Source organism: Sinorhizobium sp. M4_45 (assembly GCF_002885915.1).
GTDB classification, from domain to species: Bacteria; Pseudomonadota; Alphaproteobacteria; order Rhizobiales; family Rhizobiaceae; genus Sinorhizobium; species Sinorhizobium meliloti_A.
Window position 1 is genome coordinate 83,886 of the sequence record NZ_NWVE01000013.1, and the last position, 22,901, is coordinate 106,786.

The window sequence follows — 22,901 nt, forward strand, 5'->3', positions numbered from 1 at the left end:
ACGCTTCCGCAACAGCACGAAATTCCAAAATGGCTGGCGCCTTCAGAATTTCTCGACGCTCTTCGGGGACCAAGCAGAGCTGATTTATGAACTATTTCAAAGTCATCAGAAACCAGCGCCCGTTGTTAGAGAGCAGGTCGTGCCAAAACGGGCCTCAATGTTGAGTTTGAACAGTTGCTTCTCCCGACAGCCCGGCCCGAGAGCAATTTCCCCCTGTCTGACTACTCTGATCTGTGCGCGGCCAACCGGCAGTCAATCGAACTTCTCTGTACCTAAGTTTCGCGAAGTTGCGTTGTCATCGGTGCGATGCTACGTGAAGCAAATCGGGGCACAGGGTTCCTCCTGCCCGGCACCCGTATTTCGGGAGAAGATTTCGAACGCCAAGGGCAAATCAGTGAAAGATGCCGAGCCTAGTGTGCAATCATGAGCTGATCGACCCTCGGCGGCTGCAGAGTTGCCAAGGCCGTTGCACTTGTTGAACCGGCGAAGGAGCTCAAAGTCAAATGCCGAAGTCAGTTCGACTTAAGTCATTCGAATTGGTGGCACGGGACATCAATGAGATCGATGTCGGCTCGCTCCACGCCTTAACCGTGGCCGTTGGTTGGCCACACCGTCCCAAAGACTGGGATTGGCTTCGCCAGTTCGGCCGGGGCATCGCGGTAGTCGACAGCATAGGCCGGGTTTTCGGAAGCGCCATGTGGTTCCCCTATGGCCAAGATGTTGCGATGATCGGCCTGGTGATCACCACTCCGCGCTCGCAGGCTCAGGGTAATGCGCGTTGGCTCATGGAGCAGGTATTCGAAGAATGCCGCGGCAGAAATCTGTATCTCAATTCAACTCGCGCGGCACACAACCTGTATGTCTCGCTGGGTTTTGCAAACGAGGCGACGGTATGGATGCACCAAGGAACGGTTGCTTCCTCCCTACCCAACTTGCCCGCGCCGAACTGTGATTTGATCGAGGCGGGGATTGATGCACTCCCGCAGATCATCGAACTTGATACCCAGGCCTTCGGTTGGAAGCGAGAGGAGCTGATCTCGGCACTAGCCCCGATTTCCACCATCCAATCCCTCTGCCGGGATGGGAAGATCGTTGGCTATTCTATATGCCGGGAGTTCGGCCGCGGCCATGTGATCGGCCCCGTGGTAGCAAGCAATGACGATGACGCGCTTCAGCTTATTGCCGTCCATCTACGGAACCTGAAAGGGCAGTTCGCGCGCGTCGACACGCGGGAAACAGGACCATTGGTCAACTTTCTTCGCGCGAGTGACTTTCGAGTGGCCGAACGAGTAACGACTATGTCGCGAGGCCGACTTCTTTTGAACCGCAAGGCCGGCGAGCCTTGGGTCTATGGCTTAGCTGGTCACGCACTCGGGTGAACCGTAGCCCGTCCCCTGATGACGGGCTCGATAGCTTTGGTCGGTCATACACAAGGAAGCCTATTCAGAGCAGCCTCGGCTTGTCAGCTCTTGCGTCGCCCCCCGCCTCGGCCTGCCGACGCTCGAAATGGCGGCTTTCGAAGCCACTTAGGTATTCGAGCCAACCCGTCTCGCCAACTGCCATGAGAGGCAGACCGCAACGCTCTATTCGGCTTCCAACACAACGTTGCCAAAATCAACGCACGCGAACGGCTGCCTTCGGTGGAGCAACAGCTCAACTCAGGACACGCCCAAATGCGAGACGCGGCGCCAGCGAAAGGTTGTGCGGGATTTGCTGCAACCGAAGAAACTTCTGCTGAAAGACGAAGCATTCCGGCACATTCTTCCAAACAACTGCAACTATGCTTCGTCCATGCCGTAGAGTTCACAGGAGCCAAGGATATGGATCGCTTCAGGCCAAAATACGTAACATTCGACTGCCATGGTACGCTAATCAACTTTCAAATGGCGGAAGCCGCTCGTGATCTGTTCGGTCATCTTCTGGATGGGCCGAGCATGGACGAATTCATCAGGAACTTCCAAGCGTACCGCATCGATGAGGTATTGCAGGACTGGAAGCCCTATGCCGACGTTGTTCACAACGCATTGGAGCGCACGTGCCGTCGCAACAAGGTTGCATTCAGGCCCGAAGACGCCGAAACCATCTACAACCGCGTACCGACCTGGGGACCGCATCCGGATGTGCCCGAGGGCCTAGCCAAATTAGCCAAGGAAATCCCGCTGGTCATTCTCACAAACTCCATGGTGGCCCAGATCCCGTCGAATGTGGCAAAGCTAGGCGCGCCGTTTCATGCCGTCTACACCGCAGAAGAAGCGGGAGCTTACAAACCCCACCTCAAGGCGTTCGAATATATGTTCGACATGTTGGGATGCGGACCGGAAGACATCACGCACGTTTCGTCGTCTTTCCGTCACGACCTCATGTCCGCCTATGACCTGGGTATCAAAAGCAAGGTGTGGGTCAACCGCGGCCATGAGCCGGCCAATCCCTATTATGAATACACCGAGATCCGCGATATTTCGCAGCTGCCCGGCGTTTTCGGGCTCTGACTTGAGATAACGCAACAGCGGTTCAGACACGAAAACACGCGCGGGCCACTGAGCTATGCCGGAGTGCCTGCTCTGAGCTAGTCAGATTAGATCAGGGTATCCAACTTCGCAGCCCGAAAAGCACCATGAACGGACGAGGATCTTCAAATTGGGCGATCTTAGTGGACTTGCTGCTGATCAGGAACTAGGCCGGCGCAACGGCTCTGCGGCTCCGGCCTCCCGTCACCTGCCGCATGCTGCAGCGTCGACAGAAGCCTATTTTCGTGCCGCAACCGCCATTCTGTCCTCGGCGCCAGACGAGTCAGAACCGGACATTTCGGCGACACTGCTCAAGCGGCACTACGGACTGGAAGGATCGACCGCGGTCTTATCCTCCGAGATCGAGCGCACTGTAGAGGTCTCCCTGTTCGACGGCCGCCAATTGATCCTGAAGACGTCGGCACGACAAGAGGCGGTCGACAGCTTCCGTTTCCAAAGTGCCGCTTTGGCTGCACTGCAAGGAAGCGTGGGATTTGCTGCACCCACAGTGATCCCGACCAGTGGGGGCGCGTTGATGTTTGAGGAAGAGGGCCTAAGTGGTTACCTGCAGACCCGAATCGAGGGCGTGTCTCTGCACCAGGAGACGCCCACTCCTGATCTCCTCTTTCGAACTGGCAACGCCCTCGGCCAAATGGACCTAGCCCTTGCGCAAGTCAATATACCCGCAGCCCACCGCCCCATTCTCTGGCATGTAGGGTGCTGGTCGCGATTGATGGAACTGGAGGAACACCTACCTTCTGGTAGCGTTGCCGAAAGCGTTCGGACCGCAATGACGGAGTACATGAGGTTCGTCGAGCCGCAGATCTCGAACTTGGAGTGGCAGGTCGCGCACAACGATCCTAGCCCGTTCAACACAATTGTTACCCCCCACGGCTTGTGTTTCATCGACTTCGGCGATGGCTGCTGGAGCCCCAGGATACAGGACCTGGCTATCGCGGCGAGTCACCTCGTGACAGATCCGGCGCTTCCTTTAGGCGGAGCCGAACATCTCATTTCGGGCTATGCCGCGGTCGTCCCACTTTCCGCCTTGGAAGCAAGACTACTGATCGGACTCATCCGCGCACGACAAAGCGCACTAATACTGGTCAATTACTGGCGATCCCACCTCTTTCCGGCCGACGCGCAATACATCAAAAAGAATGTGGCTCGTGCCGAGCGCGGGCTAACTATCCTGGCGCCTCTTTCCACTGCATCAGCTGAGGCCGCAGTCCTCGCGGCAGCGTCACAGCCATCGCCGTAACTCTTAGACAGGCAGGAACACATGTCCACAGACCTTATGCCTAATCGCTACAGACCCGGCGAGTCTGATCTCCCAGCGCGCGAGGCCAAGCTGATTGCCCGTCGTGATGCAGTCCTGGGAGCATCTTATCGACTGCAGTACCGACGGCCCGTGCACTTCGTTCGCGGCGAAGGCATGTGGCTCTACGATCCCGACGGGCGAGCCTATCTTGACTTCTACAATAACGTTCCTTCCCTCGGCCATTGCCACCCGGAAGTAAACGCGGCAATGGCCGAGCAGGCGGCCCGAATAAGCGCTAACACGCGCTATCTAGAACCAAGACTTGTCAACTATGCCGAGCGGTTGGTTGATACCTTCCCCGAGGAGCTAGACCGGGTGGTCTTTACTTGCACGGGGAGTGAATCCAACGATCTGGCTCTGCGTATCGCACGATTTGTGAGCGGCGGCGAAGGCGTGATCGTTTCCTCCTATGCCTATCACGGCACGAGCGCGGCTGTCGCCGCGGTTTCGCCAAACTTGGGCGACGCCGTTAAGCTCAGCCCATTCGTGCGCATGGTACCGCTTCCCGGTCCAGCGGGCGTGCCAGAATCCCAGGCTGCGGACTTTTTCGAGGCACAGATCCGTTCCGCCATTTCGGATCTGAACCGTCGTGGCATAGGCGTTGCGGCCCTGCTTATCGACAGTATTTTTTCCAGCGACGGCGTATGGGTAGATCCTCCCGGCTTCGTTGCCGGCGGAGCTGCAGCGGCACGGGACGCAGGCGGCCTCGTCATCGCCGACGAAGTTCAGCCGGGCTTCGGGCGAACTGGCGCTCATATGTGGGGCTTCGAGCGGCACGGGATCGTTCCGGATCTTGTAACCCTCGGCAAGCCAATGGGTAACGGGTTTCCAATTGGCGCGGTCGTTGGTCGCAGAGCCCCAATGGAGCGCTTTGGTGCAACCGCTCGCTACTCGAACACCTTTGCCGGAAACACTGTTGGAATAGCGACGGCGGACGCCGTGCTGACGATCCTGCAGCGTGACCAAATCCCTGAAAATGCGCTTGCCATGAGCCAGCGGCTTCGAGCCGGGCTGACGGAGATGGCAAAGCAGCATACGGGCGTTCGTGCAATCCGCAATGCCGGTCTCTTCTTTGGCGTAGATATCGGGTCCGAAGGCATGCCGGCCCCGCGCCGGCGTGCAATGGCTTTGGACGTGGTGAATGCAATGCGGGATGATGGCGTGCTTATCAGCACGACAGGAGCCAATGAGGATGCGCTCAAGGTGCGCCCTCCACTCGTTTGCAAAGCCGAGCACGTAGACCTCTTCCTAGAAGCTATGAAGCGCGCACTCATCAAGGTCGCCGGGTACACGAAGCCCGACGGCTTGTGTGGAGCCACCTGACAGCGTCACACCAAAATCGTAAGCCGCAAGTCGAGGCCAATCTAGGCGGCGAATCCTGGGCACGCTCGCGTCGTGAAGTGCAGCTTAAGTCCGCCAAGATCGGAGCGGCTGAATAAAGACACGCAGAACGGAAGGCGGAGGCGCCCAAGATCGCGCCCTGCCGCTTCCGTCATCCAAATCGCGCGGGGCGTGCGCGACTTCTCTTGAGCCCGCAGCGGCGCCGGACCGCTGCTGCAATGGCGATTGGACCACGAGCTTCGCGTCATCAGCATCGCCTGCGTACGATTATTCACGATCTGCCACGGCGAACGAATTCTGATCGTCGTCGATGTCGTGGGCGGCACGGCGCTCTCAGCGCCAGCGAGCCGCACGTCACAATGGTTGGCGGCACCCGTATCGACCTGCCCCCAACCGGGTCATTGCCGACGGCATGATGGTGTCGGCAAAGGGCTGGCACCGAGATCTACCACATCTGATACCAGCTCGGCACACCATCGTGCGCCCTTCTTTCGCAGCAGTTTCGCCGCTCGCTAAACCGCCCCAGGGTTCCAACCGCGCCCTCTGTTGCCAAACATTTCGTATCCGTCCTTCGTGACGGCGAGCGTATCCTCGAGCTTGATGAAACCGCGTTGCGGATGAAGCATCGTCGTCTCGACGGAAATGACCATGCGTGCCTCCAGGGGCCGATCCGCATCTACGCCTTCATAGGCGACCGGGTGGTTGGTCATCAGGAACGGTGCTTCGTGGCTGATAAGCCCCATGCCGTGGCAGAAGAAGTCAGTAAACGCGGCCGAAGGCGAGCTTTTCATAACCTTTTCCGCCGAAGCAATCATCTCACTGCCTCTCGCCCCGGCCTTGATCCTGGCAAAAGCTGCCTGCTGGATCGCATCGACTTCAGCTAGCAGGTCCTCGAGCTCCGCGTCGGGCTCGCCAAGCACGCCCATCCGGCAAAGGTCACCAATATAGCCCTGGTAGTTGCCACCCGAATCAATCGAAAGCACCTCACCCTTCGCCCATGCCTGCGGCGAGGCCGCACGGTTGTGACTAGCACCCAGGGTCAGCAGGCAATACTCGAAATGCAGCCCGCGATTGGTCTCTTCTCGCCTCAGTCGTTCAATGATCTCGCCCTTGGTGGATCCCTCTCGTGCAGCCGCGATGGTGGCGAGCATGGAATCGGTGATCAGTTCGGAGGCAACCTTGAGCTTCTCCAGCTCCTGCGGTGTCTTGATCGAGCGCAGTCGCTCGAGCGTATGCGTCGCGTCCACGAAACGCGCACCTTCAAGGCGAGAAGCCAACAGATCCCGCGCATCGGCCGGCAGGAAGGGCGGTTCGACGCCGATGCGAGCACCGGCCTTGCCGATCTTTCTCAGGTGCTCGACCGCAAGCGCTGCTGCGTCGTGTGTACCCCAGGTCGCCGTATGAACGGCGGGTGTCCAGAAGGGGTTGTTCTGGTGTTCTCCCCCTTCCATGCGGTTGCCAATATATGCCGAGTGATCGGGGGAGCCCTTCTCATAAACGACGATCGGCAGATAGCGGCTGTGGCCAATCGCATCCATTGCGGCGAAGAAGATGAACTTGTAACCGCCAAGCAGGTACTGCGTGTTGTGCTTGGATGTGGCGAGCAGAACGTCGATGCCCGCCTCCTCCATGAGCTTGTCGAGTTTCGCCGCATCGAAGGGGGCCCCCGCCGCCAGCGTTTGTCTTGGGCTGATGTCCACGGAATTTCTCCCACAAAGCCGTTGTCGTGCGCCCTCAGGTACCGGGCGGGATTAGACGGAAATCCGGCAGATCCCGAAGCGCGCGCTCGGGGCCTGCCGGTGAATAGACCACGAAAAGCTGCATCGGACCGGGACCCGTGTTCCTCGTCGAGTGGAACCGGCTTTCCGGTACATAGATAGTGCAACCGGGTCCAACCCTCCGCGTCACCGGATCGCCGTTCTCGTCCTCCACCATCTGCTCCCCCTCTCCCGAGATGACGAAAATGATCTCTTCGGCTCCCGGATGATTGTGACGCGCATGCCCTTCGCCGCTCGGCAAATCCACCACACCGCCCGAGAAGCGCTCGGCCCCGTTCACCTCCGGCGCGACCGTCAGCGCAAGCCGGCCCCAGTCGAAGCCGAAGCTGTCAACATCAATCGGGTAGAGAAAATATTTGTCCTTTGCCATGCCGCGGCCTCCTCCGCATCTTGCTCGCTTCAGACCACCGTACCGATGGCAAGCGCCTTGAACTCTTCCGTCTGCTTGCGGATCGCCACCTCGGCAGGCAGGCGTTCCATGGAACTTGCTCCATAAAAACCATTGCAGCCTGGGCAACGATCCAGGATGTACCGTGCGTCCTCCGGCATCGAAATCGGCCCCCCGTGGCAGAGCACAATGACGTCCTTGCGTACCGAGCGCGCGGCAGCCGCTATCGCGTCGATTTCGCTCGCGCAGTCGTCGAGCGAGATCGCGGAAGTGGCGCCGATCGCACCTCCCGTGGTAACGCCCATATGAGCGACGACGATGTCTGCGCCCGCCTTCGTCATCGCGATCGCTTCTTCCTCGTTGAAGACATAGGGTGTCGTCAGCAGATCCAGCCGGTGGGCCTCGGCGATCATGTCCACCTCGAGACCATAGCCCATCCCCGTCTCCTCGAAGCTCCGCCGCATCCGTCCATCGAAGAGGCCGATGGTGGGGAAATTCTGTACGCCGGAAAAGCCCATGGCCTTCAGTTCCGCGAGAAACTGGGGCATGAAAACGAATGGGTCGGTGCCGTTGACGCCGGCGAGTACCGGTGTCGCCCTAACGACCGGCAGCACCTCCAAGGCCATTTCCTTGACGATCTCATTGGCATTTCCATAGGCGAGCAGACCGGCCGCCGAGCCGCGGCCCGCCATTCGGTAACGGCCGGAGTTATAGATGATGATCAGGTCGATGCCCCCGGCCTCCTCGGCCTTGGCCGAAATCCCCGTTCCGGCCCCACCTCCGATGATCGGCTTGCCGGCGGCGATCATGCCGTGGAACTTTTCAAGAATGGTCTTGCGGGGGATTAGTGGCATCGGTGTCTCTTTCAGAGTTGGCAATGTCTCGGTAGGCGGCGACTGCGGCCTCGGCGAACTGCGGATCGTTGATGTGGAGCGGAAGGCGTTCGATGCGGCGCCGGTCATTTCTATCGACGGTGGCTTCCAATGCCTCGAAGAGCGCCGCATCCGCCGCAGGATCAAAGAAGGCGCCGCCCTCGATATCCAGTGCCGACACGCCTCGCTCCGGGATCAGGAACCGGAGAGGTCCGCTGCAGAGGTTCAGCTTTGCGCCAATCCACCTTCCGATCGCGGCGCATTCCTCCGGAGTCGTGCGCATGAGCGTGACGTTTGGATTGTGGCGGTACAAGAGCCGGCCGGAATATCGCTCCGGCACCGTCTCTGGCGCCCAGAAATTGACCATATCCAAAGCCCCGACGGAGCCGACATAGGGCAATTCGGTGCGCGCAATTGCGCCGAAACGATCCTCGGTCGCCGGCAACACGCCGCCGAAGAGAAGATCGCACACCTCCGTCGTCGTGATGTCGAGCACACCCGATAGAAGCCCGCTGTCCGCAAGCTTCTCCATTGCTCGTCCACCGGTGCCTGTGGCGTGGAAAACCAAACAGTCATGATCGGCCTTCAGTCGTTCAACGACCGCAGTCACACAGGGCGTCGTCACGCCGAACATGGTCAGGCCGAGAGCGGGCTTCGCGGCCGTTTCGTCTGCCGGCCTGTTCGCCATGGCGGTAATCGCCTCTGCCGCATTTTTTAGTATGACGCGGCTCATGCGGTTGAGCCCGGCCATGTCGGTAACCGACGGCATCATGATGATGTCTGAGACGTCAACATAAGGTGCCACGTCGCCGGACGCGAGCGTCGAAACCATGACCTTCGGTAACCCAAGCGGCAGCCTGCGCATGCCGGCGGTGATGATCGACGTCCCGCCTCCGCCACCCATGCCCACCACGCCGGCGACGTCGTCCCGGGCGGGAAGGAACCTCGCGAAGGCCTCGCCCATCGCAGCAATCGCTGTTCCCCGATCGTCGACGGAAAGCACCGCGGCGGCACCGCCCGGATGCGCCGCGGCCACGGTTTCGGCGGAGATATCAACCACAACCGTTGGGCGACGCGTGCCGACATCGACCAAAACAGGCTGGCCGCCCGCTGCCTCGACGCAGGACGCAAGATAAACGAGTTCCTCCCCCTTCGTGTCGGCCGTGCCGACGACGTAGATGCGCTTCATCTCTCCTCCCCGGCGACCCTGGCCCTCCTCTGCCTTGAAGGTCGCCTTATTTCGACCGGTTTGTCGCCACTTGCAAAATTATGAGATGCGCGTATCGTAAAGACATGGATGTCTCACGTCAACAGAGCGAATCCGTCGCACGCGCTGAACGCGGTCCCCGAGCCCGCACACGCAAACTCATGTTGGATACCGCCACACGGTTGATGCAGTCCGGTATAACCCCCTCGGTGAGTGAGGTCGCGGAAGCCGCCGAAGTTTCGCGCGCCACGGCCTACCGATACTTTCCGAGCCAGGCGGCGCTGGTTCATGCGGTGGTGCACGAGGCGCTCGGCCCGATCCTCGACTGGAGATCCGAGGCGCCCGATGCGCTCACCCGCGTTGGCGATCTGCTCGCAACTGCCATGCCGCGCATCGACGAGTTCGAAGCGACGTTCAAGGCTGCACTGAAGCTCTCGCTCGATCAGTGGGCGCAGCGGCAGGCAGGCACGCTTGGTAACGAACCACAGCTCACGCGAGGGCACCGCGTCGAGCTCCTTCGACAAGTCACCGTGCCACTCGAGGGCAAGGTGCCGGCTGAGGCCCGCGAGCAGTTGGCTCAGGCGCTCTCGCTTGTTTTCGGTGTCGAGGTGCTGGTCGTGCTGAAGGATATTTGGGGCCTCTCGTCCGAACGTGCACAAGCGGTTGCAGAATGGGCGGCGGCAGCCTTGGTCGAGGCGGCGGTCCGCGATGCGCAATCCGCGACATGATCTCGCGCATTCTCGCCGACTCGAGGAACTGGTTTGACCAATTTAGATAATGCGCGTGGATGACGACTTATGGACAACTCATTCCTGGTTGAACTGGGGGTAAGGCATGCAGTTTTAATTCCGTAACAATCCCGGCATTGCGAGCGGTGGCCTGCGGCAATGGCGAGGAAACAGTGACCTTGACGCTCGTGAGATTTGGTAATACCAGATTGGTGCTGCGTTCGCTTGGGCTTAATATCTGTCCCAGGCCGGGAGGGTCGGAGGAGGACCCGCCGCAGAAGCGCCAATCAGGAGGATTTGACAGACGAACCGCCGTGGAAAAGGCGGGGCGGGATACACAAAAGGGGAGGAATATTATGCGCAAGACAGTGGCCGGTCTGGTGGCTGGTATCAGCTTTATGTTCGCCTGCGGGACTTCCGCGCAATCACAAGAACTGACGATTTTCTGGGCCGAATGGGACCCGGCCAATTATCTCCAGGAGCTTGTAAACGAATACGAGGCCGAGACCGGCGTGAAGGTCACGGTCGAAACGACTCCATGGGCCGACTTTCAAACGAAGGCCTTTACCGAATTCAACGCCAAGGGCTCGGCCTATGACATGGTCGTCGGCGACTCACAGTGGATCGGCGCCGCATCGGAGGCCGGCCACTACGTCGACCTCACCGAGTTCTTCAATCAGCACAAGCTAAACGAGGTGATGGCACCAGCCACGGTGAAGTACTACTCGGAATATCCTGCGAACTCCGGCAAGTACTGGTCGATCCCTGCCGAGGGCGACGCTGTCGGGTGGTCATACCGCAAGGACTGGTTCGAGGACCCGAAGGAGATGGAAGCCTTCAAGGCGAAGTATGGCTATGATCTCGCTCCGCCCAAGGACTGGAAGCAGTTGCGCGACATCGCCGAGTTCTTCCATCGTCCGGACCAGAAGCGCTACGGCATCGCGATTTACACCGATAACTCCTATGACGGCCTCGTTATGGGCGTGGAGAACGCCATCTTCTCTTTCGGAGGAGAACTCGGAGACTACAGCACTTACAAGGTCGACGGGATCATCAACTCGGAGAAGAACGTCAAGGCTTTGGAAGCCTACCGCGAGCTTTACGGTTTCACCCCTCCTGGCTGGGCAAAGTCCTTCTTCGTCGAGAACAACCAGGCGATCACCGAAAATCTGGCGGCGATGAGCATGAACTACTTCGCCTTCTTCCCGGCGCTGGTCAACGAAGCATCAAACCCGAACGCGAAGGTCACCGGCTTCTTTGCCAACCCGGCCGGCCCGGAGGGCGACCAGTATGCCGCTCTCGGAGGCCAGGGCATCTCCATCGTCTCCTATTCGGAGAACAAGGAAGAGGCGATGAAATTCCTTGAGTGGTTCGTCAAGGACGAGACACAGAAGCGCTGGGCCGAGCTCGGCGGTTACACGGCAAGCGCTAAGGTATTGGAGTCCGAAGAGTTCCAAAACGCCACGCCCTACAACAAGGCATTCTACGAGACCATGTTCAGAGTGAAGGACTTCTGGGCAACGCCCGAATATGCCGAGCTGCTGATCCAGATGAACCAACGCATTTATCCCTATGTGACGGCCGGCCAGGGGACAGCGAAGGAGGCGCTCGACGCTCTCGCCAAGGACTGGAACGCGACCTTCAAGAAGTACGGCCGCCAATAACGAACGACACGCGGGTGGGTGCCCGGCTCCCTCCCGCTCTTCAACTTGGCACCGGACAGGGCTCGCGCCGGACGCGGCGCCGCGCTCAGGCAATACGCAACAGATGGCGCAAGTGCGCCCGGCGTCGGCTCTGGGAGGAGGAGCACATTGGCCACCGTGGTTATGACATCGTTGGATTCGAAGTCGCGCGCTGCTTCGCGCGGCTTGAGCGACATCAAAATTCGCAATCTTTTCATTATTCCGACGATCCTGTTCCTGATCGTCTTCAACATCTTCCCGTTGATCTACTCGCTCGGCTATTCGTTCACCGACTTTCGTGCTTCGACGAACGCGCCGGCCACCTTCGTCGGCCTGCAGAACTACCGGGAACTGTTGAACGACCCCTTCATCTGGGCGAACTTCGCAATTACGGCGAAATACGTGATCGTGTCGGTTGCCGGTCAAGTCGCCGTCGGTTTTGGCACGGCGATGCTGCTCAACCGTGAAATCCCCTTCAAGGGTCTCATCACGACACTGCTTCTGCTGCCGATGATGTTGTCGATGGCGGTGGTCGGGCTCTTCTGGAAGCTGCTCTACGATCCTTCCTTCGGCATCATCAACTACGCGCTCGGCCTCGGCTCTTTCGAGTGGCTGGCGAATCCCGAAATGGCACTCTACGCCGTCGCAATCACCGACATCTGGATGTGGTCACCCTTCGTGATGTTGCTCTCGCTCGCAGGCCTCTCGGCCGTACCGAGGCACCTTTACGAGGCGGCTGCCATTGACCGAGCGGGACCGTTCTACACGTTCTTCCGTATCACTCTGCCGCTCGTTGCGCCGATACTCATGATCGCAATCATCTTTCGCACGATGGAGGCTTTCAAGACTTTCGATCTCGCCTACATTCTCACCAGCCAACCGACCACGGAGGTGATCTCGATCCGCCTCTACAAAATGGCGTTTCAGGAATGGCAGACCGGGCGGTCCTGCGCACTCGCCTACATCGTGCTGATCATGGTGCTCGCGATCACCAACATTTACGTCAAATATCTCAACAGGGTGAAGGAGCGCTGAGATGGCGGCTGTCCAAACTCGCTCCGAGCGCGCGCTGAACCGGGTAGCGATCGCCGCCGTGCTCGTAATCACGCTGCTGTTCCTCGCACCGATCTATTGGATCACGTCTACGGCCTTCAAGCCGCGCAACCTCGCGACGACCATCCCTCCGACGGTCATCTTCGAGCCGGAGATCTCGCCGTTCGTCAAGCTCTTCACCAAGCGCTCTCAATTGCGGTCAGCACCAGAGCCCGAAGACTATGCTGCCGCTCCCTGGTGGGAACGGCTGGTCTTCGACGGGGGGGAAAAGGTCGTACGTTCGGGACGCGGTGAGGTGCAGTTATCCGGCTACCCCAACCGCTTCATGAATTCGCTCATCGTGGCGATCACCTCTACGGTGCTCGCCGTCGGAATGGGCACCTTCACGGCCTACGGCTTCTCGCGTTTCAAAGTGAAGGGCGAAGCGGACCTGTTGTTCTTCATTTTATCGACACGCATGCTGCCGCCCGTGGTCGTGGCGATCCCCATGTTCCTGATGTACCGGGCTGTCGGGCTGAACGACACTCACTGGGGTCTTATCATCCTCTACACCGCCTTCAATCTGTCCTTCTCGGTCTGGCTGATGAAGGGCTTCATCGACGAGATTCCGAAGGAATACGAGGAAGCGGCGCTCGTCGACGGCTACACGCGCTTGGAAGCCTTCTTCAAGATTGTGCTGCCAGAGGCCGCCACAGGGATCGCCGCGACCGCCGTCTTTTGCTTCATCACAGCGTGGAATGAATATGCTTTCGCGCTGATCATGACGAACCGGCGCGCTCAAACGGCACCGCCCTTCATCCCAAGCCAGGTCGGCTCTGGCCTTCCGGATTGGACCGTCATCGCCGCAGGTACCTTCCTGTTCCTGCTACCGGTCGCAATCTTCACCTTCCTGCTCAGGAACCATCTCCTGCGCGGCATGAGCTTCGGAGCGATCCGCAAATGACGTTTCGTGCCATAAATCAGAAGTATCTGGCGCCAGGCGCGCAGCTCCTGATGATATTCGGGATCATAGCGCTGTGCCAGCCGTGGAACCTGTTCCTTCATCGCTATGGACTGACGATGACGTTAGTTGGGCTGATTGCCTTCATGATCACGTCGAAGGTCCCGCCGGAACAGAAAGCTGACGAGAGCAGGCCATGACGCAGATTGAATTACGCGGGATTGAGAAGCACTTTGGTGCCGTTCAGGTCATCAAGGACCTCAATCTCACCATCGCCGACAACGAGTTCATTGTTCTGCTTGGCCAGTCCGGCTGCGGCAAGACGACCACTCTACGCGCGATCGCCGGGCTCGAAACGATCGATGAAGGCGACATCCTCATAGACGGTCAGCCGGTGCAGCACATAAAGGCGTCGCACCGAGACATCGCCTTTGTGTTCCAGTCCTTCTCGCTCTACCCGCACATGACGGTCTTCGAGAATATCGCCTTCCCGCTCCGCGCCACGCGCAGCAACCCTACGGATATCGAGCGCGAGGTTCAGGCGGTTGCAAAAACGCTCCAGATCACCCATCTGCTCACCAAAAAGCCCTCCGCTCTTTCCGGCGGCGACATGCAGCGCGTGGCGATCTGTCGGGCACTCGTCCGGCGTCCCAAGGCGATGCTTATGGATGAGCCGATCGGCGCGCTTGACGCGAAGCTCCGCGAAGAGATGCGCGCTGAAATCAAGCGACTTCACATCAAACAGGGCTCGACAACGATCTACGTGACCCACGACCAGGTAGAGGCAATGTCCCTCGCCGATCGCATTGTCGTTATGCACGAAGGTGTGCTGCAGCAAGTCGGCAGCCCTCATGAGGTCTACGCTCGTCCTGCCAACATGTTCGTCGCGCAGTTTGTCGGGAGTCCGGTAATGAACATGTCTGACGTGACGGTTTCCGAGGACGCGGGGCATGCGCGCGTCGTGGTGCGAGGTGCTCCAACGTACTTCGATTTTCCGTCGAGTCTCACGGCCCAGCTCGCTGTCGCTGGGGCTCGAAACGGAAATCTCACCCTCGGCGTACGACCTGAAGGGGTTCTCGTGTCGAGGGAAGCACGTGAGGGCTTCGTGCCCGTCGAGGCCCATATCATCGAACCGCTCGGCTCGCATGACATCATAGACCTGCAGGTTGGCGATCAGATGCTGCGCGCGCGGACAAAAAGTGGTTTCGTACCCCGACCCGGCGAGGCCGTCTGGGCTCGCATAGATCCGGCTCAGGCGCATTTCTTCGACAGCTCGACTGGCACATCTTTCGGGATCAGGCTCTGATGGCGCATATCGAACTCAAAGGCATCACCAAGACCTTCGGTACCCACACCGCCCTGAGGGATCTCAGTTTCGAGATTGCCGACGGAGAGTTTTTCGTGCTGCTCGGCGAGACGGGCGCCGGCAAGACGACGACCCTCAGGCTGATTGCCGGGCTCGAAAAGCCGACGGGCGGACAGATCTTCATCGACGGTGAGGATGTCGCCGACTGGGGCGCCGCCGAGCGCGACGTGGCGCTTGTGCTGCAGCAGTATTCGCTCTATCCGCGCTATACCGTCCGCGAGAATCTCGAATTTCCGCTGAAGTCTCGCATCCGGCGTGTCGAACCGGCCGAGATCAAGGAGCGTGTCGCCCGTGTCGCGAGGACGCTCCGCATCGAGCATCTGCTCGACCGCAAGACTGACCGACTATCGGGTGGCGAGATGCAGCGCGTGTCCATCGGCCGAGCCATCGTGCGTAAGCCGCGCGTCTTTCTGATGGACGAGCCCCTTTCCGCCCTCGACGCCAAACTGCGCGAGGCGCTGCGCACTGAACTCAAGAACCTTCAGATGAATCTCGGCGCAACCTTTCTCTTCGTCACCCACGATCAGATCGAAGCCATGTCGATGGGCGACAAGATCGGCGTGCTCAACAACGGCCAGCTCGTTCAGACAGGCACCCCACAGGAAATCTATCGCAATCCAGTCAACACGTTCGTTGCACGTGCAGTCGGATCGCCGCCGATGAACCTGATCTCCGGCAAGCTCGCGGCCAGCGAGGCTATCGCGGACGAAGGCTACCGCTTGCCTTTTGACGCCGCGCTAGGCGCTGCGCTTGACGGACGGCCCCTGACCTTCGGCATCCGCCCTGAGGATCTTTTCCTCGAAAGCGGCGCACCCGGCGAGGCCCGCGTGCACGACGTCGAGAACCATGGGGTCGAAAAGATCATCACGCTTCGTACAGGCAACCACTTCTTGCAAGCGACGGTGCCAGCTCAGACCGACCTCGAGATCGAGGAGTCTGTTCGCTTCTCCTGGAATCCGGAAAAGGTCGTGCTCTTCGACGGCGGAAGCGGGATGAGCCTGCGCCATGCCGGCCGAGGCGTCATTGACGACAAAAGACCGAGTCCATCCTGGACGTGACTTCCCGCCCGCTTGCCCGTCATTCACATGACCACCAGGGACGCGTCCATCCGGAATGGACGAAGCCCTATGCCGGGAACCGCCGCCTGTAATGTTCCACGACCTCAGGGTTGCGGAGGTTAACGGGCAATCCCCCTTCCATGACGCGGATCGCTTCGGCCGCAGCTCCTATTCCCATGCGCATCATGCTTTGCTCTGTAATACCGGCGAGATGAGGCGTCAGGATCACATTGTCCTGCCGGAAGTAGGGATGCTCGGACGGGAGGGGCTGTGTAGAGAACACGTCAAGGGCAGCGCCGCCGATACGCCCCATCTCTAGCGCCTCGATCAACGCACCATCATCCACGACCGGACCGCGCGACACGTTGACGAGGATCGCGCCCGGCTTCATGCGCGCAATTCGCTCGCGGCTTAGAAGCCCGGTCGTCTCGGGCCTGAGCGGGCAACAGAGAACGACGATATCAGCCGTCGAAACCAGATCGTCGACCGAGAGAAACCGGACACCGTTCGGCAGGCTTTCCGGCGAGCGGCTATTCGCAACGACCTCCAGCTGGAACCCGTACTTCGCGATCCGGAAGACCGCCTTTCCCACATTGCCCATGCCGATGACGCCCATGATGCGGCCGGCGAGATCAAGTGCTCGGTCGCAGTGGGCTCGCCCAGCACTCCAACCCATGTTTCTGAGATCGCGGTCCATAGGACGGAACTGGCGCAGCAACGCAAGCGTCACCATGAAGACGTGCTCCGCAACAGTCGGCGCGTTGACGGCCGGCACGTTGGCGATAAGCACACCGGCGGCCGTGGCCGCGTCATAGGGAATCATGTCGAGCCCCGCACCATGCCGGACTACGGCGCGCAGGGCCGGTACATTTCCGAAGAAGGCCGGCGGTATCGGCGCGCGCACGATGACAATCTCCGCGCCCTCACCTTCACGAAGCAACGTCTCTGGATCGGGGGCGGACGCGACGCGGAGATCACCCGCCGCCTTCAGCATAGCTTCGGCGTCGGGGTGCAGGCGATGGGTCGAGAAAATGAAACTCATCGTCCTCCTCATTGCCGACCGGGGACTACTCCGCGGCTGTCGCAGGCCCGCCGATGAGGCCCTTCCAATAGCTTTCCGCGCCCTGAAGATGCGCGTTCATCAAAGCTTGGGCGAGATTGCCGTCGCGTGCGAGCAGCGCCTCGTAGATACGGATATGTTCTTCATGCGAGCGGCGGCTGCGGGCGATATCAGCAAAGTAGATGGGCAGTCGCTGTTCGCCCATGGTATAATAGACGCTGCAGATCCGGTGGAACACGCTGTTCTTCGTCGCCCGCACGATCTCCAGATGGAAGTCCCTATCTTCGCGCGCGAGGCCCTCGCCTGCAGCGATCTTCGCCTCGGAAGCGGCGAGAATTTCGCGCAGCCGTTCGTAGTTCTCCTCCGTCGCCCGCGCGCAGGCGAGCTCCGCAGCCTTGATTTCGTGGATCTTGCGGAGTTCCACCGTCTCGTAGATCACGATCGGGTCCAGTGGCACGCCAGCGCGCGCGAAGAGTGCTATGGCCTCGACACTCGCCTCCGTCGTCGTCAGATAGATACCCGACTTTGGCCGGCGCTCCACAATGCGCATGGCTTCCAGGATTGCCAGTGCCTCCCGGAGCTGTCCCCGGCTGACGGCGAAGTGCTCGGCGAGCTCCCGCTCCGAAGGTGTTCGTCCACTGCCGCTCGAAGTTGAAAATAGATGGGCCGCCAGGTCCGAAAGCAAATTGTTTTCTTTCATAATTACAGTCTTTGCGCATGAGTCTCCAGGACGCGCTCCTTTATCGTAAATCCCAAGCCGGGTTTATCGGGAATCTCTAGCATCCCGTCTCTCACGGCGACAGTCTCTTCGACGAGGTCGTGGATCATCGGATTCGCGCCGACCGAGTATTCGATGACGAAGCTTGCCGGGGAGGCCGCGCAGACGTGCAGACCAGAGAAGAAGCACGGGGCACCGGCCCACAAATGCGGGGCAAGACGGAGGTTGAAGGCACTGGCGATCGCGCCGATGCGCATGGCCTCCGTAATGCCACCGCAGAACGCCGGATCGGGCTGGAAAATATCGGCTGATCGCAGCACCGCAAGGTCGCGGAAAGCGAAGCGAGTGGCCTCGCTCTCGCCGGCTGCGATCGGAACATTTCCAGCGGCGCGCACTTCCGCCATGCCGGCCTTATCGTCTGCGATCACCGGCTCCTCGAACCAGGCAAGATCGCAATCCCGGACGAGCTGGATGAAACGTTTCGCGTCGGCAACCGTATAGGTGCCATGCGCATCGACCATGATATCCACCGAGGGGCCAAGCGCCTTCCGGGCAGCACGCACGCGGGCCGCCGAGACATGCGGTGCGCGGTCCATCGCGCCGACCCTCATCTTGACCGCCTTGAAACCGCCACTGGCAAGGTAGGACTGAAGTTGGGCGCCGATCTTTTCGGCACTTTCCCACCCGCCGGAAGCATAAGCAGGCAGCCGATCCGCTTTACGCCCGCCGAGCAGCTTCCATACCGGCACGCCCAGCGATTTGCCAAGGATGTCCCACAATGCGATGTCGACGGCACTGATCGCGGCGATCGAGAGGCCCCGGCGTGAGAGCTCCGGCATAGCATGACCTGACACCGCCGCCGTTTCGTGGCGCACGCCATTGTAAAGCATCTCCCAGATGGCGGAGATATCGGCGGCGTCGCGACCGACGAGCCTCGGACCCACCTCATAGTTGAGCATGTGAACGAGGGTGCCGTAAGTACCCGCGCTGCCCGCAGCATTCTTGCCCTCGCCCCACCCCACGATCCCGTCATCTGTTTCTATGCGCAGGATCGCCGCGTCGAAGGTTGTCAGGCGACCAAAATCGCTGCGATGCTGCCGATTGGCTTCGATAGGTATGCGAACCCACCAGGCTTGGACGGTCTTGATACGCATTTCGCCTCCCAACCCCGCAGCACGCCGGCCGCAGGGGCATACTCGGGACCCGTCCCTCACTTGATCAGCGGCAGGATGGTCTCTGCGGTGATCCGCATCTGGTCATCGTAGAACTTCTCAGTTAGCAAGCTCGATCCGTGGTCCTGGATGAATTTGAGCTGCTCCGGGGGGATATCGACCGGATTGCGCTCGACCATATCGCGGTATTTCGCCGCTGGCGTGCGGTCTACCGGAGCCACGAACTCATTGGTGAGCGCGCCGTCGTATCCGATCTCTTTCAAAGTGGCGACGATCTTCGGCCAGTCGAGATGACCGAGGCCCGCCGCAAAGCGGTTGTTGTCCGCCACATGGAAATCGAAAAGCCGGTTTCCCGCAAGCCTGATCGCGTCGTACATGTCCTCCTCCTCGATGTTGAGGTGAAAAGCATCGAGGCAAACGCCGCAATCGGGATCAACTGCGTCGGCTAGCGCGAGCGCTTGGGCAGCGCGGTTGAAGAGATAAGTCTCGAACCGGTTGAGCGGTTCAATCGCCAGCCGGACGCCCTTTCCCCGGGCGTGAGCGAAGCACTCCTTCGTCGCATCCACGACCCACTGCCATTCTTCCTCCTCGGTGCCATCCGGAACAACCTTGCCGACGGTCGCAGGTACAAGGGTGACGATCTCGCCTTCAAGCTCACTCACCATCGTTATAACACTCTTCACGTAATCCACCGACTTTGCTCGCTGGCCCTCATCCTTGGCTGCGAGGTTGCGCTCGCCGAGCGTTAGCGTCACCGCGCCCCAGCAGCGAATGCCGTGTTCTTTGAGCAGTGCGCGCGTGTCCTTGAAGTCATACTGGGCCGGCTCGCCTGAAATCTCGATGCTCTCGTAGCCGTACTTTTTGATGCGTTTCAGCGTGACGGCGAGAGGCTCCGCCCGCATCCAGTTGTGCGTCGAAAGGTGCATAAACGTCCTCCCAAAACCATCGTTACTGCCGCGGCACTCGAGGGTGCCGGGGCATCTCCTCCACTCCGACCGAACCTATTCTGGTTTGGCCAATTATGCTTCGTAGAAGGTCTATCCCAAATTACCTCTGCCGGCAAGCCGCTTGCGTAACCTCGCATTTCTGGACTTTTATACGAGTTCGCGGCGTATCGTAGCGCTTCTGTCCGAAATCATTGACGTTGCTAACTTGACCAGATCGCCGCATTTGGTATTACCAGATCGCGATCAGCGTGGGAGGCGTTACCGCGGCAGTGAGAAACGGGAGGATGGAACCATGAAGATCGGTATGTGCATGTTTCTGTGGACGACGAGCGTCGGCCGGAAACATGAAAGGCTACTCCGGGACATCAGGGCGACCGGCTTCGACGGGGTAGAGATACCGATCTTCGAGGGCGCTCCGGACGAGTACCGCCGCCTTGGCGCATTGCTCGATCGCATAGGTCTGGAGCGCACCGCAGTGTCTGCCATGAGCGACCCTTCCATGAACCTGATTTCGCCTGACAGTGCGACACGCAAGCGCGGCATCGCTTACATGCAATGGGCTATCGACTGCGCGGCCGCCCTCGGCGCGCACACGTTAAGCGGTCCACTGCATTCTACGCTCGGCCAGTTCTCCGGTACCGGGCCCACCGCCGCAGAACTGAGGCGGTCCATCTCCTCGCAGCGCACGATCGGCGATCATGCCGCTCAGCGCGGTGTCACCGTTGCGCTTGAGGCGCTGAACCGCTTCGAGTGTTATCTCGTCAACACAATGGACGACCTTGCTGCCCATATTGATGCGATCGGGCATCCGAATATTCGGGCCATGTACGACACCTTCCACAGCAATATCGAAGAAGCCGACCCCGTAGGGGCCTTCACCCACAATGCGGACCGCATTGTTCATGTCCACATCTCGGAGAACGACCGCGGGGTGCCGGGCCGTGGCAACATTCCATGGCCGGAGACCTTCAAGGAAATCCGTGCGAGCGGCTATGACGGCTGGCTGACAATCGAGGCCTTCGGCCGCGCATTGAAAGACCTTGCGGCCGCAACCAAGGTCTGGCGCGATTTCTCCGAGACCCCCGAAGAGGTCTACCGGGATGGATACCGTCACATTCGGGACGGATGGGAGGCAGCGGCCTGACAGACCCGGCCTTCCAGACTACATCCTAGAAGCTCCAGTTGAAATAGCCTGTGTGGCGCCGCTCACCGACGCCTGGTTTTGCTAAGCTTGAGCCGGAGCTACCGGCATCTAAGCCCCCAACCCCTTCGCAACCATGCCATGGTGTCTTCAGGTGACCTCGAACCGCTCAAGCATTTTCTTGAGCTGCAGGTTCTCTCTCTGAAGTTGTTCGGCCAACAGCCGCTTAAGCCGCTTGTTTTCAGCATCAAGGACGGCCACTTCGTCGAACGAGATCGGATCCGCGGCAGTCTTGGAATCCTCGAGTGCCGCCATTGAGCTATGCGTAGTCGCGTGGGTAGGGCGCCGGCCGACGCGCTTTCGAGGTGTGCGCTTTGAAGTTGTTGTCGGCTGCGATGTCTGCTGACTGTCCTGCACTTGCGCAACAGCTTCGGTAGCCGGGCAATCGGACTCATGCTGCTTCGCGATATCGATTTCCGTACCGTCGGCCGACGCTGGCGCTGCTTGCTCAGAAATGTCATCGCCTGCGGGTTCGTTCGCGAAATTTCCAGTCACGGGAGCAGTTGGAGCCGCGTCATCTGCTTCAGGAGTTCCCGGTGCTTCATCTGACTTGAAAAGATGCGGGACCTTGTCTTCTACTTCGCGGGCCACTGCCTTAAGGTCAGTGTCCCCCCAGATGGAATTCGTCCGAGTTTTTGACTGTCGCCGCCCCGATTTGAATTCGACAACGAAACTCCGCTGTGGCGTTTTCATATACTCTCTAGATCCCTGAGTGCCGTAAAAAGAACAACGCCGATCGGCGCTACTGTTGGCGGACAAATACAGCTCCTTCCGGCACACTTCAACTGCCCGGCACCCGAAGCGGGCGCCGCGTCCTTCGCGTCGCCAACTTCGCAGCTTACATGCGTGCCACTAGCCGTCAAAGGGGGCCATTCGCGGCTATGCCCGGTCTATCGACAAATTATTTCCGGCGTACCGCAGGACCGGATGGCCGCTGAAGAACCAACGCCTGCAATTTTAAGTCAATCCAGCTCAAGTCTTTTGCGCAGTTCGGCGTTTTCCGCCCGCAACTTCTCCGCCAGTAGCTTGCGGAGCCTTTGGTTTTCCTCTTCGAGTTGGACAAGGTCTGCCAACTCATCGCCGGCCGGCACGGGCCTGGTGCCCTTAATACCCTTAGTGTCGTTTTGCTTGACGGCCTTCGCAGCGCCTTTCCAATGATAGTAGGTTTGCTCCGATATGCCGGCGCTCTTGATAGCGTCTTTGAGGGTACTGTTGCCTTGGACTTGCGTCTCAATCAGCCTGAGCTTCTCGCTCTTCTCCTGTTCGCTATACCTCCTGGGTCTCGCGGCCAACGCCTTTGATGAAGCTTGCACTGGTTCGGCAGCCGTCTTTGGACGCCGTGCCGACCTCTGCTTCTTGGTCGTCGGTGCTTTCACTTCTGCGTTCGCCGCTTCAGTTGCAGCAATCTGTCCCGTGTTACTTTCGTCAGCCATCAACAATTTCCTCCTGTGGTCATTGCCTGTTTTCTGCTGAGAGCACCACAGAGTCAACTCAAGCAAAAGAGTTCTGCTTTACGGATGGTTGATATTAGGCTTATGCCTGCAGTGTGCCGATCAACGGCG

Annotated in this window: 22 protein-coding genes; 12 read left to right on the forward strand and 10 right to left on the reverse strand. The window is 59.7% G+C overall.

Going from position 1 to position 22,901, the window contains the following annotated elements; genetic code table 11:
* Window positions 1–503 precede the first annotated feature (503 nt).
* The 4 genes from CN933_RS27955 (at window position 504) to CN933_RS27970 (ending at window position 5,151) form a co-directional block, all read left to right on the forward strand.
* Entirely contained in the window at window positions 504–1,379 is an 876-nt protein-coding gene (locus CN933_RS27955) for a GNAT family N-acetyltransferase (protein ID WP_102762991.1), read from the forward strand.
* 441 nt (window positions 1,380–1,820) lie between these two features.
* Window positions 1,821–2,489 carry a haloacid dehalogenase type II gene (locus CN933_RS27960; RefSeq protein ID WP_018098150.1) on the forward strand — a complete coding sequence of 223 codons (669 nt, stop codon included), beginning with the start codon at window positions 1,821–1,823 and terminating at the stop codon, window positions 2,487–2,489.
* A 148-nt stretch (window positions 2,490–2,637) separates the two neighbouring features.
* Complete coding sequence (locus CN933_RS27965) at window positions 2,638–3,768, forward strand: phosphotransferase enzyme family protein (protein WP_210204023.1); 1,131 nt, start codon at window positions 2,638–2,640, stop codon at window positions 3,766–3,768.
* Between the two features lie 21 nt (window positions 3,769–3,789).
* Window positions 3,790–5,151, forward strand: a complete 1,362-nt coding sequence (locus CN933_RS27970) for an aspartate aminotransferase family protein (protein WP_102762993.1) — start codon at window positions 3,790–3,792, stop codon at window positions 5,149–5,151.
* Window positions 5,152–5,681: 530 nt separating this feature from the next.
* On the opposite strand, the gene CN933_RS27975 is transcribed toward CN933_RS27970, so the two are convergent.
* The 4 genes from CN933_RS27975 to CN933_RS27990 are packed head-to-tail and all read right to left on the reverse strand — an operon-like array spanning window position 5,682 to window position 9,396.
* Window positions 5,682–6,869 (reverse strand): M24 family metallopeptidase, encoded by a 1,188-nt coding sequence (locus CN933_RS27975; RefSeq protein ID WP_102762994.1) that lies wholly within the window; start codon window positions 6,867–6,869, stop codon window positions 5,682–5,684.
* Between the two features lie 34 nt (window positions 6,870–6,903).
* Window positions 6,904–7,317 carry a cupin domain-containing protein gene (locus CN933_RS27980; protein ID WP_102762995.1) on the reverse strand — a complete coding sequence of 138 codons (414 nt, stop codon included), beginning with the start codon at window positions 7,315–7,317 and terminating at the stop codon, window positions 6,904–6,906.
* A 29-nt stretch (window positions 7,318–7,346) separates the two neighbouring features.
* On the reverse strand, window positions 7,347–8,189 hold the full coding sequence (locus tag CN933_RS27985; protein ID WP_018098154.1) for a phosphoenolpyruvate hydrolase family protein: 843 nt from the start codon (window positions 8,187–8,189) through the stop codon (window positions 7,347–7,349).
* Window positions 8,158–9,396 carry a Tm-1-like ATP-binding domain-containing protein gene (locus CN933_RS27990; RefSeq protein ID WP_102762996.1) on the reverse strand — a complete coding sequence of 413 codons (1,239 nt, stop codon included), beginning with the start codon at window positions 9,394–9,396 and terminating at the stop codon, window positions 8,158–8,160. The genes CN933_RS27985 and CN933_RS27990 overlap by 32 nt, the downstream gene beginning before the upstream one ends.
* Window positions 9,397–9,500: 104 nt before the next feature.
* Here CN933_RS27990 and CN933_RS27995 point away from each other — a divergent pair, with 104 nt between their 5' ends.
* The 7 genes from CN933_RS27995 (at window position 9,501) to CN933_RS28025 (ending at window position 16,241) form a co-directional block, all read left to right on the forward strand.
* Complete coding sequence (locus CN933_RS27995) at window positions 9,501–10,142, forward strand: TetR/AcrR family transcriptional regulator (protein ID WP_018098156.1); 642 nt, start codon at window positions 9,501–9,503, stop codon at window positions 10,140–10,142.
* A 356-nt stretch (window positions 10,143–10,498) separates the two neighbouring features.
* Window positions 10,499–11,806: an ABC transporter substrate-binding protein gene (locus CN933_RS28000; RefSeq protein WP_018098157.1), complete on the forward strand. Its 1,308-nt coding sequence runs from the start codon at window positions 10,499–10,501 to the stop codon at window positions 11,804–11,806.
* Window positions 11,807–11,953: 147 nt separating this feature from the next.
* Complete coding sequence (locus tag CN933_RS28005) at window positions 11,954–12,859, forward strand: carbohydrate ABC transporter permease (RefSeq protein WP_018098158.1); 906 nt, start codon at window positions 11,954–11,956, stop codon at window positions 12,857–12,859.
* A gap of 1 nt (window position 12,860) precedes the next feature.
* Window positions 12,861–13,820, forward strand: coding sequence for a carbohydrate ABC transporter permease (locus tag CN933_RS28010; RefSeq protein WP_102762997.1), 960 nt, complete (start codon window positions 12,861–12,863; stop codon window positions 13,818–13,820).
* Window positions 13,817–14,017: a hypothetical protein gene (locus CN933_RS31720; protein ID WP_018098160.1), complete on the forward strand. Its 201-nt coding sequence runs from the start codon at window positions 13,817–13,819 to the stop codon at window positions 14,015–14,017. Before CN933_RS28010 ends, CN933_RS31720 begins: the two co-directional genes overlap by 4 nt.
* A complete protein-coding gene (locus CN933_RS28020) occupies window positions 14,014–15,123 on the forward strand; it encodes an ABC transporter ATP-binding protein (protein ID WP_102762998.1) in 1,110 nt (369 codons plus the stop codon). Before CN933_RS31720 ends, CN933_RS28020 begins: the two co-directional genes overlap by 4 nt.
* Window positions 15,123–16,241, forward strand: a complete 1,119-nt coding sequence (locus tag CN933_RS28025) for an ABC transporter ATP-binding protein (protein WP_102762999.1) — start codon at window positions 15,123–15,125, stop codon at window positions 16,239–16,241. The genes CN933_RS28020 and CN933_RS28025 overlap by 1 nt, the downstream gene beginning before the upstream one ends.
* Window positions 16,242–16,308: 67 nt before the next feature.
* Here the strand turns inward: CN933_RS28025 and CN933_RS28030 are convergent, their stop codons facing one another.
* Genes CN933_RS28030 through CN933_RS28045 form a run of 4 tightly spaced genes read right to left on the reverse strand, consistent with a single transcriptional unit; the run spans window position 16,309 to window position 20,117 of the window.
* Entirely contained in the window at window positions 16,309–17,283 is a 975-nt protein-coding gene (locus CN933_RS28030) for an NAD(P)-dependent oxidoreductase (protein WP_102763000.1), read from the reverse strand.
* Between the two features lie 25 nt (window positions 17,284–17,308).
* Window positions 17,309–18,001, reverse strand: coding sequence for a FadR/GntR family transcriptional regulator (locus tag CN933_RS28035; protein WP_100673692.1), 693 nt, complete (start codon window positions 17,999–18,001; stop codon window positions 17,309–17,311).
* A gap of 2 nt (window positions 18,002–18,003) precedes the next feature.
* The gene (locus CN933_RS28040) at window positions 18,004–19,173 is read right to left on the reverse strand and encodes a mandelate racemase/muconate lactonizing enzyme family protein (protein WP_102763001.1); all 1,170 of its coding nucleotides are present in this window, start codon (window positions 19,171–19,173) and stop codon (window positions 18,004–18,006) included.
* A gap of 56 nt (window positions 19,174–19,229) precedes the next feature.
* Window positions 19,230–20,117, reverse strand: a complete 888-nt coding sequence (locus tag CN933_RS28045) for a sugar phosphate isomerase/epimerase family protein (protein WP_102763002.1) — start codon at window positions 20,115–20,117, stop codon at window positions 19,230–19,232.
* A gap of 313 nt (window positions 20,118–20,430) precedes the next feature.
* Here CN933_RS28045 and CN933_RS28050 point away from each other — a divergent pair, with 313 nt between their 5' ends.
* Complete coding sequence (locus tag CN933_RS28050; protein WP_102763003.1) at window positions 20,431–21,282, forward strand: sugar phosphate isomerase/epimerase family protein; 852 nt, start codon at window positions 20,431–20,433, stop codon at window positions 21,280–21,282.
* A gap of 147 nt (window positions 21,283–21,429) precedes the next feature.
* Here CN933_RS28050 and CN933_RS28055 read toward each other — a convergent pair whose 3' ends face one another.
* Complete coding sequence (locus CN933_RS28055; RefSeq protein ID WP_102763004.1) at window positions 21,430–22,032, reverse strand: hypothetical protein; 603 nt, start codon at window positions 22,030–22,032, stop codon at window positions 21,430–21,432.
* 269 nt (window positions 22,033–22,301) lie between these two features.
* On the reverse strand, window positions 22,302–22,772 hold the full coding sequence (locus CN933_RS28060) for a transposase (protein WP_102763005.1): 471 nt from the start codon (window positions 22,770–22,772) through the stop codon (window positions 22,302–22,304).
* Window positions 22,773–22,901: the final 129 nt, after the last annotated feature.

Bases quoted from the DNA above. Each gene is read 5' to 3' on its own strand.
- CN933_RS28030 (WP_102763000.1), bottom strand. From the start codon at position 17,283: ATGAGTTTCATTTTCTCGACCCATCGCCTGCACCCCGACGCCGAAGCT.
- CN933_RS28045 (WP_102763002.1), bottom strand. From the start codon at position 20,117: ATGCACCTTTCGACGCACAACTGGATGCGGGCGGAGCCTCTCGCCGTC.
- CN933_RS28055 (WP_102763004.1), bottom strand. From the start codon at position 22,032: ATGAAAACGCCACAGCGGAGTTTCGTTGTCGAATTCAAATCGGGGCGG.
- CN933_RS28000 (WP_018098157.1), top strand. From the start codon at position 10,499: ATGCGCAAGACAGTGGCCGGTCTGGTGGCTGGTATCAGCTTTATGTTC.
- CN933_RS28020 (WP_102762998.1), top strand. From the start codon at position 14,014: ATGACGCAGATTGAATTACGCGGGATTGAGAAGCACTTTGGTGCCGTT.
- CN933_RS27995 (WP_018098156.1), top strand. From the start codon at position 9,501: ATGGATGTCTCACGTCAACAGAGCGAATCCGTCGCACGCGCTGAACGC.
- CN933_RS28010 (WP_102762997.1), top strand. From the start codon at position 12,861: ATGGCGGCTGTCCAAACTCGCTCCGAGCGCGCGCTGAACCGGGTAGCG.
- CN933_RS28060 (WP_102763005.1), bottom strand. From the start codon at position 22,772: ATGGCTGACGAAAGTAACACGGGACAGATTGCTGCAACTGAAGCGGCG.
- CN933_RS28050 (WP_102763003.1), top strand. From the start codon at position 20,431: ATGAAGATCGGTATGTGCATGTTTCTGTGGACGACGAGCGTCGGCCGG.
- CN933_RS31720 (WP_018098160.1), top strand. From the start codon at position 13,817: ATGACGTTTCGTGCCATAAATCAGAAGTATCTGGCGCCAGGCGCGCAG.
- CN933_RS27955 (WP_102762991.1), top strand. From the start codon at position 504: ATGCCGAAGTCAGTTCGACTTAAGTCATTCGAATTGGTGGCACGGGAC.
- CN933_RS27985 (WP_018098154.1), bottom strand. From the start codon at position 8,189: ATGCCACTAATCCCCCGCAAGACCATTCTTGAAAAGTTCCACGGCATG.
- CN933_RS28040 (WP_102763001.1), bottom strand. From the start codon at position 19,173: ATGCGTATCAAGACCGTCCAAGCCTGGTGGGTTCGCATACCTATCGAA.
- CN933_RS27990 (WP_102762996.1), bottom strand. From the start codon at position 9,396: ATGAAGCGCATCTACGTCGTCGGCACGGCCGACACGAAGGGGGAGGAA.
- CN933_RS27980 (WP_102762995.1), bottom strand. From the start codon at position 7,317: ATGGCAAAGGACAAATATTTTCTCTACCCGATTGATGTTGACAGCTTC.
- CN933_RS28025 (WP_102762999.1), top strand. From the start codon at position 15,123: ATGGCGCATATCGAACTCAAAGGCATCACCAAGACCTTCGGTACCCAC.
- CN933_RS27970 (WP_102762993.1), top strand. From the start codon at position 3,790: ATGTCCACAGACCTTATGCCTAATCGCTACAGACCCGGCGAGTCTGAT.
- CN933_RS27960 (WP_018098150.1), top strand. From the start codon at position 1,821: ATGGATCGCTTCAGGCCAAAATACGTAACATTCGACTGCCATGGTACG.
- CN933_RS28035 (WP_100673692.1), bottom strand. From the start codon at position 18,001: ATGAAAGAAAACAATTTGCTTTCGGACCTGGCGGCCCATCTATTTTCA.